The 16,887-nt window shown below is 75.1% G+C and carries 1 protein-coding gene (running past one end of the window); it reads left to right on the forward strand.

The window, feature by feature from the left end; genetic code table 11:
• A protein-coding gene (locus GA0070560_RS17080) for a type I polyketide synthase (RefSeq protein WP_091298273.1) crosses the window boundary here: on the forward strand, positions 1-16,539 show its 3' portion. 13,185 nt of this gene lie to the left of the window's left edge; 16,539 of the gene's 29,724 nt are visible here — the last part of the coding sequence; its start codon lies off the left edge, out of view; its stop codon occupies positions 16,537-16,539.
• The last annotated feature ends 348 nt before the right edge of the window (positions 16,540-16,887 follow it).

The raw sequence follows: 16,887 nt of genomic DNA on the forward strand, positions 1-16,887 counted from the left end.
TCGGACGAGGCGGCCGGTGAGGCGGCGCGCTTCGGCGTGCATCCGGCGTTGCTGGACGCCGCCCTGCACCCGATCGCGCTGCTGCCGGCCGACGAGTCGGCCGCCCCGCAGGTGCCGTTCGCGTTCGAGGGTGTGCAGGTGCACGCGTCGGGTGCGCGGACGCTGCGGGTGCGGCTGACCCGTTCCGGCACGTCGGTCCGCCTGGTCGCGGTGGACGAGTCGGGTGCGCCGGTGGTGTCGGTGGACTCCCTCGCCCTGCGCGAGCTGACCGGCGTCGTCGCGCCCGGCGCGGCGGCCCGGTCGCTGTTCACCCTCGCCTGGCAGCCCGAGGACCTCACTCCCGCCGAGCCGTCCGGCTGGGCGCTGCTGGCCGACCGTCCGGCCGGCCTGCCGGACCTGCCGGCGTACCCGGACGTCGCGGCACTGACGGAGGCGGTCGGGACCGGCCGGGCCACCGCGCCCCGGGCGCTGCTCCTACCGCTGCCCGCCCCCCGCGACGCCGCCGTGCCGGGCACCACCCGGGCCGTCACCGCCGACGTCCTCGCGGTCACCCAGGCGTGGCTGGCCGCCGACGCGCTCGCCGACACGCGACTCGTCGTGGTCACCCGGGGCGCCGTGGCGGCGCACCCCGCCGACCGGGTCGACGACCTGGCGGCGGCGGCCGTGTGGGGCCTGCTGCGCGCGGCGCAGTCCGAGCACCCGGGCCGGATCGTCCTGGCCGACGTCGACGGCGACCTGGACCCGGACGTGCTGGGTCTGCTCGCCCGCGCCGCCGACGACCCGACGGGCGGCCAGGTGGCCGTCCGTTCCGGTGGGGTGTGGGTGCCCCGTCTGGTGCGGGCGTCGGCTACGGCGGCGGAGGCCCCCGTGGGCGCCGGCACGGTGGTGGTGACCGGTGGTACGGGTGCTCTGGGCGCGTTGGTGGCGGAGCATCTGGTGTCGGCCTACGGGGTGCGGTCCCTGGTGCTGGTGTCGCGGCGGGGGATGGCTGCCGCCGGCGCCGAGGCGTTGGTGGATCGGCTGTCCGGGCTCGGGGCGTCGGTGCGGGTGGTGGCGTGTGACGTGACCGATGGGGACGCGGTGCGGTCCCTGGTCGATGGCGTCACCACCGCTGGTCGGCTTGCCGGTGTGGTGCACACGGCGGGTGTGCTCGACGACGGTGTCGTCACCGGTATCACTGCGGACGGGCTGGCCCGGGTGCTCGCGCCGAAGGTGGATGCCGCGTGGCATCTGCATGAGGCGACGGCGGGTCTGGATCTGGATCTGTTCGTGGTGTTCTCGTCGGTGGCGGGTGTGTTGGGCTCGCCGGGTCAGGGGGCGTACGCGGCGGGTAACACGTTCCTGGACGCGTTGGCGGTGTATCGGCGGCAGGCGGGTCTGCCGGCGGTGTCGATGGCGTGGGGGATGTGGGACACCGCCGGCATGGCCGCGTCGGTCTCCGACGGCGACCGGGCCCGTTCGGCCCGGGCCGGCATCACGGCGATGAGCGCCGAGACCGGGCTCGCGCTGTTCGACGCCGCCCTCACGGCAGGGCTCCCGGTGGCGGTGCCGGCCGTGCTCGACGTACCGGCCATGCGGGCCGCCCTCGGCGCCGGCCCGGCGCCGACCGTGCTGCGTGCCCTGGTCGGTGCCACCGTCGCCCGCAGGCAGGCCGGGCAGGGCGGCGACTGGGCCGACCAGCTCGCCGGCCTCGCCCCCGACGAGGCCCGCGCCCAGATCGACCAGCTGGTCCGTGGCCTGGTGGCGCAGGTGCTCGGGCACGGTGGCGCGGAGGCGGTGCCGGCGGACCGGGCGTTCCGGGAGTTGGGTTTCGACTCGCTGACCGCGGTGGACCTGCGTAACCGGATCAACGCGGCGACCGGGCTGCGGCTGGCCTCCACGCTGGTCTTCGACTACCCGACCCCGGCCGTGCTCGCCGAGCACCTCTACGCGCAGGTCTCCGGCCAGCTCACCGCCCGGCGGTCGACGGCGCGCGCCGTCACCACCGATGAGCCGATCGCGATCGTCGGCATGGCCTGCCGCTACCCGGGCGGGGTGGAGAGCCCCGACCAGCTCTGGACGCTGCTGGCCGCCGGCGGGGACGGCATCTCCGAGTTCCCCGCCGACCGGGGCTGGGACCTGGAGTCCCTCTTCGACCCGGACCCGGACCGCAGCGGGACCTCGTACACCCGGCACGGCGGGTTCCTGCACGGCGCGGCGGACTTCGACCCGGCGTTCTTCGGCATCTCGCCCCGCGAGGCGATCGCCATGGACCCGCAGCAGCGGCTGCTGCTGGAGACCTCGTGGGAGACGTTCGAGTCCGCCGGTCTCGACCCGGCGCGGCTGCGCGGCAGCCGTACCGGCGTCTTCGCCGGTGTGATGTACCACGACTACGCCTCCCGGCTGGCCGACCTGCCGCCGGACGCCGAGGGCTACGTCGGCACCGGCACCTCGGGCAGCGTGCTGTCCGGGCGGGTCGCCTACACCTTCGGCCTGGAGGGCCCGGCGGTGACGGTGGACACGGCGTGCTCGTCGTCGCTGGTGGCGCTGCACCTGGCCGCCCAGGCGCTGCGCAGCGGCGAGTGCGACCTCGCCCTCGCGGGCGGTGTGACGGTGATGGCTACGCCGGGGACGTTCGTGGAGTTCTCCCGGCAGCGGGGTCTGTCGCCGGACGGGCGGTGCAAGTCGTTCGCCGCGTCGGCGGACGGGACCGGCTGGTCCGAGGGTGTGGGCATGCTGCTCGTGCAGCGGCTGTCGGACGCCCGGCGCGAGGGTCGGCGGGTGTACGCGATCGTGCGCGGCACCGCCGTCAACCAGGACGGCGCGTCCAACGGGCTCACCGCTCCGAACGGACCCTCCCAGCAGCGGGTCATCCGGCAGGCCCTCGCCAACGCCCGGCTTTCCACCGCCGACGTGGACGCGGTCGAGGCGCACGGCACCGGCACCACCCTCGGTGACCCGATCGAGGCGCAGGCGCTGCTGGCCACCTACGGGCAGGACCGGCCGGCCGACCGTCCGCTGTGGCTCGGGTCGGTGAAGTCGAACATCGGCCACACCCAGGCCGCCGCCGGTGTCGCCGGGGTGATCAAGATGGTCCTCGCCATGCGGCACGGCGTCGTCCCGCCCACCCTGCACGTCGACGAGCAGTCCCCGCACGTCGACTGGACCGCCGGTGCGGTGGCCCTGGCCACCGCGCCCGTGCCGTGGCCGGCGGTGGACCGGCCCCGCCGGGCGGCCGTGTCCTCGTTCGGCATCTCCGGCACCAACGCGCATGTGATCATCGAGCAGCCGCCCGCCGACGTGCTCGAAGGCGAGATCGTGCAGCCGGCCCGGCCCGATGCCGGGTCGACGCCGACCGCCACCGTGCCGGTGCTGCTCTCCGCGCGTACCGATGCCGCTCTCGCGTTGCAGGCGGGTCGGTGGGCGCGGTGGTTGGCCGGTGACGAGTCGTTGCGTCCGGTGGACGTGGCGTGGTCGTCGGTGACGACCCGACCCGCGCTGGAGCAGCGGGCCGTGGTGACCGCCGCCGACCGCGACGACCTGCTCGCCGCGCTCACCGCCCTCGCGGCCGGGGAGCCCACCCGGGCAGCCGTCACCGGCACCGTGGCACCGCGCGGGCAGCTGGCCCTGCTCTTCTCCGGTCAGGGCGCCCAGCGTGCCGGCATGGGCCGGGAGCTGGCCGCGACGTTCCCGGTCTTCGCTGCCGCGCTGGACGAGGTTTGTGCCCACCTGGACCCGCTGTTGCCGCAGCCGCTGAAGTCGGTGCTCTTCGCCGACGAGGCAGGACTGCTGGACCAGACCGTGTTCACCCAGGCCGGCCTGTTCGCGGTCGAGGTGGCGCTGTTCCGTCTCGTCGAGTCCTTCGGCGTCGTGCCGGACCTCGTCGGCGGCCACTCGATCGGGGAGATCACCGCCGCGTACGTCGCCGGTGTGCTGTCGCTGGAGCACGCGTGTGCCCTGGTGGCGGCGCGGGGCCGGCTGATGCAGGCGCTGCCCGCCGGTGGCGGGATGCTCGCGGTGGCGGCCGGCGAGGCCGAGGTGAACGCCTCGATCGCCGGCCTGACCGGCGTAGGCGTCGCCGCCGTCAACGGCCCGACCTCGATCGTGGTGGCCGGCCCCGTCGACGTGCTCGACGAGGTGGATCGGACCTGGCGGGAGCGAGGTGTGCGCACCCGCCGGCTGACGGTCAGCCACGCCTTCCACAGCCCGCTGATGGAGCCGATGCTGGCCGAGTTCCGGACGGTCCTGGAGCAGTTGACCTTCGCCGCGCCGCTGCTGCCGGTCGTGTCGAACCTGACCGGTGCGCTCGCCGACCCTGACGAGATCCGTACCGCCGACTACTGGGTGCGGCATGTCCGGGAGGCCGTCCGCTTCGCCGACGGCGTCACCGCCCTGCGGGCGGCCGGGGTGGACACCTTCCTGGAGATCGGCCCGCAGAGCGTCCTGACCGCGATGACCGCCGACGTGCTGCCCGACGACGAGAGCGTGCTCGCGGTCGCCGCCCAGCGCAAGGACCGCACCGAGGCCGTCGCGCTGCTCGCCGCACTGGCCGAGCTGCACGTCGCCGGTGTGCCCGTCACCTGGCGGCAGTGGTTCGCCGACACCGGGGCGCGGCGGGTCGACCTGCCCACGTACGCCTTCGCGCACCAGCGGTACTGGCCCGCGACCCCCCGCCCCCGCATCGGCGACGTGTCGGGGGCAGGGCTCGGCGACGCCGGCCACCCGCTGCTCGGCGCGGCGGTCGACCTGGCCGGCGACGACGAGGTGGTGCTGACCGGCCGCCTCTGCCTGGCCACGCACCCCTGGCTCGCCGACCACACGGTCGCCGGCCTGACCCTGGTCCCGGGCGCCGCGCTCGTCGAACTGGCCGTGCGGGCCGGCGACGAGGCCGGCCTCTCCCGGCTCCGGGAGCTGACCGTCGCCACGCCGCTGGTCCTCCCCGACACCGGGGGCGTACGCATCCAGGTACGGGTCGACGGCCCCGCCGACTCCCCGCAACGCGCCGTGACCATCCACTCCCGACCCGAGGACGACCCCGAGGCGGGCTGGGTCCGGCACGCCGACGGGGTGCTCGAAGCGGCGTCGCTCGACGAGCCGGTGGTGGGCGCGTGGCCGCCGGCCGGGGCGTCCGAAGTGGACCTGTCCGGCTGGTACGACGTCCTCGCCGGACACGGTCTGTCGTACGGGCCGGTGTTCCAGGGGCTGCGCCGGGCGTGGACCGGTGACGGTGAGGTGTACGCCGAGGTGGCTCTGCCCGACGAGGCCGCGGAGAGCGCCGGCCGGTTCGGGGTGCATCCGGCGTTGCTGGACGCCGCCCTGCATCCGATCGGGTTGTTGTCGGCGGAAGAGGCGTCCGGTGCGCGGGTGCCGTTCGCGTTCGAGGGTGTGCAGGTGCACGCCTCGGGTGCGCGGACGCTGCGGGTGCGGCTGACCCGTTCCGGCACGTCGGTCCGCCTGGTCGCGGTGGACGAGTCGGGTGCGCCGGTGGTGTCGGTGGACTCCCTCGTGCTGCGCGAGCTGACCGGCGTGGCCGCCCCGAGCGCCGCCGCCCGGTCGATGTTCGAGGTGTCCTGGCAGGCGGCCCAGATCACGCAGACCGCGTCGGTGACCGGCTGGGCGCTGCTGGCCCAGGACGCCGAGCGCCGGCCGGAGCTCCCGGCCGGGCTGACGGCGTACCCGGACGTGGCGGCGGTGCTGGCCGCGGTCGCCGCCGGAGCCGACGCCCCGCGTGCCCTCGTGCTGCCGGTCCCCGCCACGCCGGAGCAGGTCGACGACCTGCCCGGGTACGCCCGGTCGGTGACCTCGGACGTCCTCGGTGTCGTGCGGGCCTGGCTGACCGCCGACGCGCTCGCCGGCACGACCCTCGTCGCGGTGACCCGGGGCGCGGTCGTCGCCCGCGACGGCGACCGGATGGCCGACCTCGCCGGTGCCGCCGTGTGGGGTCTGCTCCGGTCGGCCCAGTCGGAACACCCCGGCCGCGTCGTCCTGGTGGACCTGGACGCCGACGCGCAGACCGGCGACCTGACGCCCGAAACGCTGAGCGTGCTCGCCGGCACCCTCGACGACACCACCGTCGGCGGCCAGGTGGCCGTCCGTTCCGGTGGGGTGTGGGTGCCGCGTCTGGTGCGCGCCCCGGGCTCCGGGGCGGAGGTCACCGTCGGTGCCGGTGCGGTGCTGGTGACCGGTGGTACGGGTGCTCTGGGCGCGTTGGTGGCGGAGCATCTGGTGTCGGCCTACGGGGTGCGGTCCCTGGTGCTGGCGTCCCGGCGTGGCGCAGCGGGTGCGGATGCGCTGGTGGATCGGTTGTCGGGGCTGGGCGCGTCGGTGGAGGTGGTGGCGTGTGATGTGACTGATGGGGATGCGGTGCGGTCCCTGGTCGGTCGGATTGCTGCTGCTGGTCGGCTGGCGGGTGTGGTGCACACGGCGGGTGTGCTCGACGACGGTGTCGTCACCGGCATCACTGCGGACGGGCTGGCCCGGGTGCTCGCGCCGAAGGTGGATGCCGCGTGGCATCTGCATGAGGCGACGGCGGGTCTGGATCTGGATCTGTTCGTGGTGTTCTCGTCGGTGGCGGGTGTGTTGGGCTCGCCGGGTCAGGGGGCGTACGCGGCGGGTAACACGTTCCTGGACGCGTTGGCGGTGTATCGGCGGCAGGCGGGTCTGCCGGCGGTGTCGATGGCGTGGGGGATGTGGGACACCGCCGGGATGGCCGCGTCGATCGGGGAGGCAGACCGGGCCCGCTCGGCGCGCGCGGGTCTGACCCCGATGAGCGCCGAGACCGGGCTCACGCTCTTCGACGCCGCCCTCGCGGCGGGGCGGCCGGTCCTGGTGCCGGCCACCATCGACGTGACCGCGCTGCGGGCCGCCGCCTCCGGGGCTGTCGTACCGCCGATGCTGCGGGCCCTGGTCGGCACGAGCGTGCGACGTCAGGCGGGACAGGGCGGGGGCGGGTGGGCCGACCGGCTCGCCGGGCTCACCGAGGACGACGGCCGGGCACAGCTCGCGCTCCTGGTCCGTGGTCTCGTCGCGCAGGTGCTCGGGCACGGTGGCGCGGAGGCGGTGCCGGCGGACCGGGCGTTCCGGGAGTTGGGTTTCGACTCGTTGACCGCGGTGGACCTGCGTAACCGGATCAACGCGGCGACCGGGCTGCGGCTGGCCTCCACGCTGGTCTTCGACTACCCGACCCCGGCCGTGCTCGCCGACCACCTGTGGTCCGAGTTGGCCGGCGTACCCGGATCGGCGGCGGAACCGGCCGTCAGTGCCACCACCGGCACCGACGAGCCGATCGCGATCGTCGGCATGGCCTGCCGCTACCCGGGCGGGGTGGACAACCCCGACCAGCTCTGGGAGTTGCTGGCCGGCGGCGGGGACGGCGTCGGTGAGTTCCCCGCCGACCGGGGCTGGGACCTGGAGTCCCTCTTCGACCCGGACCCCAACCGCAGCGGGACGTCGTACGCCCGGCACGGTGGTTTCCTGTACGGCGCGGCCGAGTTCGACCCGGGATTCTTCGGGATCGGTCCGCGTGAGGCCCTGGCGATGGATCCGCAGCAGCGGCTGCTGCTGGAGACCTCGTGGGAGACGTTCGAGTCCGCCGGTCTCGACCCGCAGCGGCTGCGCGGCAGCCGTACCGGTGTCTTCGCCGGTGTCATGTACCACGACTACGCCTCCCGGTTGATGGACATGCCGGCCGAGGTGGAGGGCTACATCGGCACCGGCACCTCGGGCAGCGTGCTGTCCGGGCGGGTCGCCTACACCTTCGGCCTGGAGGGCCCGGCGGTGACGGTGGACACGGCGTGCTCGTCGTCGCTGGTGGCGCTGCACCTGGCCGCGCAGGCGCTGCGCAGCGGCGAGTGTGACCTCGCCCTCGCGGGCGGTGTGACGGTGATGGCCACCCCCGGCACCTTCATCGAGTTCTCCCGGCAGCGGGGTCTGTCCCGCGACGGGCGGTGCAAGTCGTTCGCGGCTGCCGCCGACGGCACCGGCTGGGGTGAAGGCGTCGGCATGCTGCTCGTGCAGCGGCTGTCGGACGCCCGGCGGGACGGCCGGCGGATCCTGGCCGTGGTGCGTGGCACGGCGGTCAACCAGGACGGCGCGTCGAACGGCCTCACCGCCCCGAACGGGCCGTCGCAGCAGCGGGTGATCCGGCAGGCCCTCGCCAACGCCCGACTCAGCCCGACACAGGTCGACGTCGTGGAGGCCCACGGCACCGGCACCACCCTCGGTGACCCGATCGAGGCGCAGGCGCTGCTGGCGACGTACGGGCAGGACCGGCCGGCAGACCGTCCGCTGCTGCTCGGTTCGATCAAGTCCAACCTCGGGCACACCCAGGCCGCGGCCGGTGTCGCCGGGGTGATCAAGATGGTGCTCGCGATGCGGCACGGGCTGGTGCCGCCCACCCTGCACGTCGACGAGCCGTCCCCGCACATCGACTGGACGACCGGTGCGGTGGCGCTGGCCACCGAGGCGACCCCGTGGCCGGTGGTGGACCGGCCCCGCCGGGCGGCCGTGTCGTCGTTCGGCATCTCCGGCACCAACGCGCATGTGATCATCGAGCAGCCGCCGGTGCCGACCGTGGTCGACGGCGAGGTGGTCGAGCGGCAGGCGCCGGTCGTGCCGGTGTTGCTCTCCGCGCGTACCGATGCCGCTCTCGCGTTGCAGGCGGGTCGGTGGGCGCGGTGGTTGGCCGGTGACGAGTCGTTGCGTCCGGTGGACGTGGCGTGGTCGTCGGTGACGACCCGACCCGCGCTGGAGCAGCGGGCCGTGGTGACCGCCGCCGACCGCGACGACCTGCTCGCCGCGCTGAGCGCCCTCGGCACCGGCGACCCCTCCGGCGCCGTGGTCACCGGCAGCGCCGCCGAACGCGGCCAGCTCGCCGTCCTCTTCTCCGGTCAGGGCGCGCAGCGTGCCCGCATGGGCCGGGAGCTGTCCGACACCTTCCCGGTGTTCGCGACGGCGTTGGACGAGGTCTGCGCCCACCTGGACCCGCTGCTGCCGCAGCCGCTGAAGTCGGTGCTCTTCGCCGACGAGGGCACGGCCGAGGCCGAGTTGCTGGATCAGACCGTGTTCACCCAGGCCGGCCTGTTCGCCGTCGAGGTGGCGCTGTTCCGTCTCGTCGAGTCGTTCGGGGTGGTGCCGGACTTCGTCGGCGGCCACTCCATCGGTGAGATCACGGCGGCGTACGTGGCCGGGGTGCTGTCGCTGGCCGACGCGTGCGCGCTGGTGGCGGCCCGTGGCCGCCTGATGCAGGCGCTGCCCGCCGGTGGCGGGATGCTCGCGGTCGCCGCCGCCGAAGCGGACGTGCTGCCGACGCTCGACGGGCGCACCGACCGGGTCGGGATCGCCGCCGTCAACGGGCCGACCTCGGTCGTCGTCTCCGGCGCGGTCGACGTGCTCGACGAGATCGAGCAGGTGTGGCAGGGCCGGGGCGTGCGGACCCGTCGGCTGGCCGTGAGTCATGCGTTCCACAGTCCGCTGATGGAGCCGATGCTGGCCGAGTTCCGGGCGGTGCTGGAGCGGCTGTCCTTCTCCGTCCCGCTGCTGCCCGTGGTGTCGAACCTGACCGGTGCGCTCGCCGACCCGCAGGAGCTGACCCGCCCCGACTACTGGGTGCGGCACGTCCGCGAAGCCGTCCGCTTCGCCGACGGGATCAGTGCCCTGCGCGTCGCCGGAGCCGACACGTTCCTCGAGATCGGTCCGCAGAGTGTGCTGACGGCGATGACCGCGGACATTCTGCCCGGTGACGAGGGTGTGCTCGCCGTGGCCGCCCAGCGTCGGGACCGTACCGAGGTGCAGGCGTTGCTTGCCGGCCTGGCGGAGCTGCACGTCCACGGTGTGCGGGTTGTCTGGCGGCAGTGGTTCGTCGATGCCGGTGCGCGGCGGGTGGATCTGCCGACGTACGCGTTCCAGCATCAGCGGTTCTGGCCTGAGTCGGTTCCCCGTGTCCCGGACACGACGAGTGTGGACGGTGGGGATGTCGAGTTCTGGGCCGCTGTGGAGAGCGGTGACCTGAGCGCCCTCGCCGGGCAGCTCGGTGACGACGCCGTGCACGCTCTCACCCCGGCCCTGCCCGCCCTGACCACCTGGCGCCGCGCCCGCACCCGGGACACCGCCCTGGACAACTGGTCGTACCGGATCGGATGGGAGTCGGTCCGGCCGGCCCCGGCCTCCGGACTGACCGGCCGGTGGCTGGTGGTCACCGTGGGCGGCGGCGCCGACGCGGGCGTCGCGAAGACGCTCACCGAAGCCGGCGCCAAGGTCGACACCCTCACCGTCAACCCCACCGCCGGCCGGACGGAGCTGGGCGAGCGGCTGCAGCGTACCGGCGCCGAGGGCTGGGCGGGTGTGCTCTGCGTCCTGCCCCGGCAGGACCGGCCGCTCCCGCACGCGCCGGGTGTCCCCGCCGGCACGGCGGTGCTGCTCACCCTCACCCAGGCGCTCACCGACACCGGCCTGCCGGGCCGGGTGTGGGCGCTCAGCCGGGCCGCCCTGCCGGTCACGCCCGACGAGCGGGCCGGTGACCTCTGGGCCGCGTCGGCCTGGGGTCTGGGCCGTGCCGTCGCCCTGGAACAGCCGGACCGCTGGGGCGGCCTGGTCGACCTGCCGGCCCGCGCCGACCGGAGCACCCGCGCCGCGCTCGTCGCCGTGCTGGCCGACGGCACCCTGGATCAGGTGGCCGTCCGCCGCAACGGCGTCTTCGGTCGCCGTCTGGTGGCGGCCGTGCCGCCTGTGGCGTCGGGTTGGCGGCCGTCGGGCACGGTGCTGGTGACCGGTGGTACCGGTGCGTTGGGTGGGCATGTGGCCCGCTGGTTGCTGGCGAACGGGGCCGCCGAGGTGGTGCTCGTCTCGCGGCGTGGCCCGGATGCGCCGGGCGCGGTGGAGTTGGCCGGGGAGTTGGGCTCCTCGGCCCGGATCGTCGCCTGCGACGTCACCGACGCCGGGGCCGTCGCCGCGCTGGTCGCCGGTCTGCCCGCGCTCACCGCCGTCGTGCACACCGCCGGCACGTCCGGCGGGACCGCCCCGGCGTACCAGACGACCGACACCGACCTGTCGGAGACGATGGCCGGCAAGGTGCTCGGCGCCGTACACCTGGACGCCGCCTGCCGGGACCGGGATCTCGACGCGTTCGTCGTCTTCTCCTCCGTGGCCGGGGTCTGGGGCGGCGGCGGGCAGGCCGGCTACGCGGCCGGCAACGCCCTGCTCGACGCCCTCGTCGCCGCCCGCCGGGCCGCCGGCCTGCCCGCCACCGCCCTGGCCTACGGCCCGTGGGCCGACGACGGCATGGCCGCCGGGGAGACCGCCGAGGGCCTGCGCCGCCGCGGCTTCACCCCGCTCGCGCCCGACGCCGCCCTCGCGGCACTGGGCCGCTGGGTCAACGCCCCCGAGGCGGCCCCGGTCGTCACCGACGTGGACTGGACCCGGTTCGTCGCGGCCTTCACCGCGGCCCGGCCCAGCCACCTCTTCGACCGGGTGGCCCCGGCCGTCGCCGAACCGCAGCAGCCGGAGACCGACGCCGCCACCGACGGGCTGCGCGCCCGACTCGCCGCGCTGCCGGTGACCGGCCAGGAGACCCTCCTGGTCGACCTGGTACGCGCGGAGGCGGCAGCGGTGCTCGGCCACAGCTCCACCGACCAGGTGCCAGCCGGCCGGGCGTTCCGGGAACTCGGCTTCGACTCCCTCGCCGCCGTGCAGCTGCGCGACCGGCTGGGCCGGAGCACCGGGCTGACCCTGCCGTCCACCGTGGTCTTCGACCACCCCTCGGCGGCGGAACTGGCCCGCTTCCTGCGTACCGAACTGGTGGCGGGCGCGGCCGACAACGGCCCGGCGACCGGCGCGACCGTGGTCCGGCCGCCGGTCGACGAGCCGATCGCCATCGTCTCGATGGCCTGCCGCTTCCCCGGTGGGGTGTCCTCCCCGCAGGAGCTGTGGCAGTTGCTGGTCGACGGCGTGGACGCGGTGACCCCGATGCCCACCGACCGGGGCTGGGACCTCGACGCCCTCTTCGACACCGACCCGGAGCGGGTGGGCACCAGCTACACCCGCAGCGGTGGCTTCCTCGACGGGGTGGCCGACTTCGACGCCGCGTTCTTCGGCATCAACCCCCGCGAGGCGCTGGCCATGGACCCGCAGCAGCGGCTGCTGCTGCACACCACCTGGGAGGCGTTCGAACGGGCCGGCCTCGACCCGCAGCGGGTACGCGGCTCCGCCACCGGCGTGTTCATGGGCACCAACGGGCAGGATTACGCCACCCTGCTGCTGGGCGCCCGGTCCGAGGTCGAGGGCTACCAGGCGACCGGCAACAGCGCCTCGGTGGTCTCCGGCCGGCTGGCGTACTCGTTCGGGCTGCACGGGCCGGCGGTCACCGTCGACACCGCGTGCTCCTCGTCGCTGGTCGCGCTGCACCTCGCCGCCCAGGCCCTACGGTCCGGGGAGTGCGACCTGGCGCTGGCCGGTGGTGTGACCGTGATGTCCACGCCGGGGGCGTTCCTGGAGTTCTCCCGCCAGCGCGGCCTCGCCGCCGACGGGCGGGTCAAGGCGTTCGGCGCGGACGCGGACGGCACCGGCTGGGGTGAGGGCGTCGGCGTCCTGCTGCTGCAACGCCTCTCCGACGCACGGCGGGACGGCCGGCGGATCCTGGCCGTCGTCGCCGGCAGCGCGGTCAACCAGGACGGCGCGTCCAACGGGCTCACCGCCCCGAACGGACCGGCACAGCAGCGGGTCATCCGGCACGCCCTGGCCAACGCCGGCCTGACCCCGGCCGACATCGACGCGATCGAGGCGCACGGCACCGGCACCACCCTCGGCGACCCGATCGAGGCGCAGGCGCTGATCGCCGCGTACGGGCCGGACCGGCCCGCCGACCGGCCGCTCTGGCTCGGCTCGGTCAAGTCGAACATCGGCCACACCCAGGCCGCGGCCGGCGTGGCCAGCCTGATCAAGATGATCCTCGCGCTGCGGCACGGGACGCTCCCGGCGACCCTGCACGCCGACGAGCCGTCCCCGCACGTCGACTGGGCGTCCGGTCCGCTGGCGCTGCTCACCCGGGCGCGGCCGTGGGATGCCGACGGTCGTCCCCGCCGGGCCGGTGTCTCCTCGTTCGGCATCAGCGGCACCAACGCCCACGTGATCCTCGAACAGGCGCCGGCCGACGACCCCGCCGAGCCGCCCGTACCCGTCGTCGCGGCGCTGCCGTGGCCGGTCTCCGCGGCCACGACCGCCGGGCTGCGCGCCCAGGCCGACCGGCTGGTCCGCCGGCTCGACCCGGGGAGCACGGGCGACCGGCCCGACGCCGGGGCGGTGGCCTGGGCGCTGGCCGAGGGGCGGGCGCACCTGGCCCACCGGGCGGCGGTCGTCGCCGCCGACCCGCAGACCCGGCTCGCGGCGCTGCGCGCCCTCGCCACCGGCGGCACGCACCCGGCGCTCGTCCCGGCCGTGCCCGCCGTGACGGGCGGCACCGCCGTCCTCTTTTCCGGTCAGGGTGCGCAGCGTGTCGGCATGGGTCGGGAGTTGTACGGCGTCTTCCCGGTGTTCGCTGTCGCGTTGGACGAGGTGTGTGCGCATCTGGACCGGCTGTTGCCGCAGCCGTTGAAGTCGGTGCTGTTCGCCGACGAGGCGGGGCTGTTGGATCAGACGGTGTTCACCCAGGCTGGGCTGTTCGCGGTCGAGGTGGCGTTGTTCCGTCTGGTGGAGTCGTTCGGTGTGGTGCCGGACTTCGTGGGTGGGCATTCGGTCGGGGAGATCACGGCTGCGTATGTGGCGGGGGTGTTGTCGCTGGAGCATGCGTGTGCGCTGGTGGCGGCGCGTGGTCGGTTGATGCAGGAGTTGCCGGCCGGTGGCGGGATGCTCGCCGTCAATGCGCCCGAGTCGGATGTGCTGCCGACGCTGGACGGGTTCACCGATCGGGTCGGGATCGCGGCGGTCAACGGGCCGTCCTCGGTGGTGGTGTCCGGCGCGCTCGACGTCCTCGATGAGGTGGAGCGGGTCTGGCGGGAGCGGGGTGTGCGTACTCGTCGGTTGACGGTGAGCCATGCGTTCCACAGTCCGTTGATGGAGCCGATGCTCGACGAGTTCCGGGCGGTCCTGGCCGGGCTGAGCTTCGCCGCGCCGTTGGTTCCGGTGGTGTCGAACCTGACCGGGGCCCTGGCGGACCCGCAGGAGCTGACCCGCCCCGACTACTGGGTGCGGCACGTCCGCGAGGCCGTCCGGTTCGCCGACGGGATCGCCGCCCTGCACGCCGCCGGCGTCGACACCTTCCTGGAGATCGGCCCCGCCGCCGTGCTCACCGCGATGAACGCCGACCTGCTCCCCGACCACGTCGTCGCCACGGCGACCCTGCAGGCCGGCGTGCCGGAGGTGACCGCGCTGCTCACCGCGCTCACCACCCGGTACGCGGCCGGACGCGACGTCGACTGGGCGGCCCTGCTCACCCCGCTCGCCGGGCCCCGGCCCGCCCCGCGCGACCTGCCCGAGCTGCCCACGTACGCGTTCCAGCCGCAGCGGTACTGGCCCACCCTGACCGCCCCGCTGATCGGCGGCGCGGACCGGGCCGACACCGAGTTCTGGCGCGCGGTCACCGACGGCGACCTCGACCGGCTCGGCATCGACACCAGCCAGCCGCTCAAGGACCTGCTCCCGGAACTGGAGTCGTGGCGGCGCCGGCAGCACCAGGACGGCACCCTCCACGGCTGGCGGTACCGGATCACCTGGCGACCCCAACGGCTCACCGCCGGCGACCCGGGCAGCTGGCTGCTCGTCGCGCCGCGCCGGGAGGCCGCCACGACGGTCGCCGACGCGCTGCGCGCCGGCGGGGCCACCGTGCACCTGCTGACCGTGGACCCGGCGACCGCCGACCGGGACGGGCTCGCCGCCGACCTCGCCCGGGCCTGCGCCGCGCACCAACCGACCGGACTGCTCTCCCTGCTCGCCCTGGACGAGGCGCCGCACCCGGGCCAGGACGCACTGCCGTCCGGACTCGCGGCGAACCTGCTGCTCCTGCAGGCACACACCGGCCGGGAGGAAGCCACGCCGCTGCCGCTCTGGCTGGCCACCACCGGGGCCGTCGCCACCGACGACGAACCGGCCACCCGGCCGTGGCAGGCCACCAGCTGGGGCCTCGGCCTGGCCGCCGCACTGGAACACCCCCGCCACGTCGGCGGTCTCGTCGACCTGCCCGGCACGGTGACCGGGGACCTCGGCGTCACACTGGTCACCGCGCTGACCAACACCGAGGGGGAGGACCAGCTCGCGGTCCGCGTCACCGGGGCGTACGCGCGGCGGCTGGTCCGGGGCGCCGGCCCGGCCGAGGGCACCGGCTGGACCCCGCAGGGCGCCGTCCTGGTCACCGGCGGGACGGGCGCGCTCACCGGGCACGCCACCGCCTGGCTGGACCGGGAGGGCGCGTCCGTGGTGCCGCTGGACCAACCGGCCGGAGGCAAGCTCACCGACCGGATGGAACAGCTCGCCGCCGACGGCCGGCCGGTCACCGCGCTGCTGCACGTGCCGGCGGACACCGGCACCGTACCGCTGGCGGAGCTGACCCTCGCGGGCCTCGCCGCCGACCTGCTCGCCACCGTCGGCGACATCCCCCGGTACGCCGACGAACTGGAGACCCGGTCCCTACCGGCGCTGGTGCTCTGCTCCTCCACCTCCGGGGTGTGGGGCTCCGGCGGGCGGTCCGGCCAGGCGGCCGGCGACGCCCTGCTCCAGGTCCTCGCCGCGAACCGGCGGCGAGCCGGTCTGCCGGTCGCGTCGGTGGCCTTCGGCCCCTGGGCCGACGGCCTCGCCGACGCCGATCTGGACCAGCTCAGCCGGCGCGGGCTGCCCGGCATGGCGCCCGACCTGGCCACCGCCGCACTGCGGCAGGCCGTGGCGGACGGCGTCCAGGTCGTGGTGGCCGACGTACGGTGGGACCGGTTCGTGCCGGCGGTCGCCGCCGTCCGGGCCCGACCGCTGTTCGCCGAGATCTCCGAGGCGCGGGAGGCGCTGCGCACCCTGCACGACGCCGAGCCGGCCGACGACGGGGCGGCGGACGCGCTGCGCGAACGGCTCCGGCCACTGTCGGACGCGGACCGCGACGCCGCCCTGGTCGACCTCGTCACCACCCACGCCGCAGCGGTGCTCGGCCACCCCGGCACCGGGGACCTCGGCCCGGCGCGCGCGTTCCGGGAGGTCGGCTTCGACTCGATGACCGCCGTCCAACTGCGCAACCGGCTGCGGGCGGCCACCGGGGTCACCCTGCCGGCCAGCGTGGTCTTCGACTACCCGACCCCGCTGGCGCTCGCCCGCCACCTGCGCACCCTGGTGGTGTCCGACGGGGTCGCCACCGCCGGCCTGCTGTCGGAACTGGAGAAGCTCGACGGCCTCTTCGCCGCCAGCGCGCCGGATCCGCTCACCCGGCAGAAACTGCTGGTGCAGATGCAGGCGTTCCTCGCCCGCTGGGGCGACGACCGGCCCGTCGAGGCGCCGGTGGCACCGACCCTCGACGGGGCCAGCGACGCCGAGATATTCGAATTCATCCACCGGGAGCTCGGCGGGCCCGGTGGTGACGTCAACGGCGTTTTCTGAAATCGGCCGTCCGACCATTGTCGGACGGGCCGGCGGGGCCGGTCGCCCAGGGCTGTCACGCCCGTCGCGACCGGCCCCGCCGGATCGCCGTACCGGACCGGACCGGGGCGGCCCCGGCCCAGCCTGCGGCCGGTTGCGCCAACGCCCAGGTAGGGGCGGCCGTAGGGGCACCGTAGGGGTTGTGACCGCCGTCGGCCGACAATTACCTTCCTCCGGTAAGTAAGACGCGGTGGGCGCTGAAGAGCTGTTGTCAATTGCAATTCATGGTCGGGTTCGACGGGCTGTGGTGTCGCGGTCCGAGGCTGTTGTGGACGGTATTGGGTCGCCTGGTTCCTCCGGCCCGAAAAG

The sequence above is a fragment of the Micromonospora halophytica genome (assembly GCF_900090245.1).
Lineage (GTDB): Bacteria > Actinomycetota > Actinomycetes > Mycobacteriales > Micromonosporaceae > Micromonospora > Micromonospora halophytica.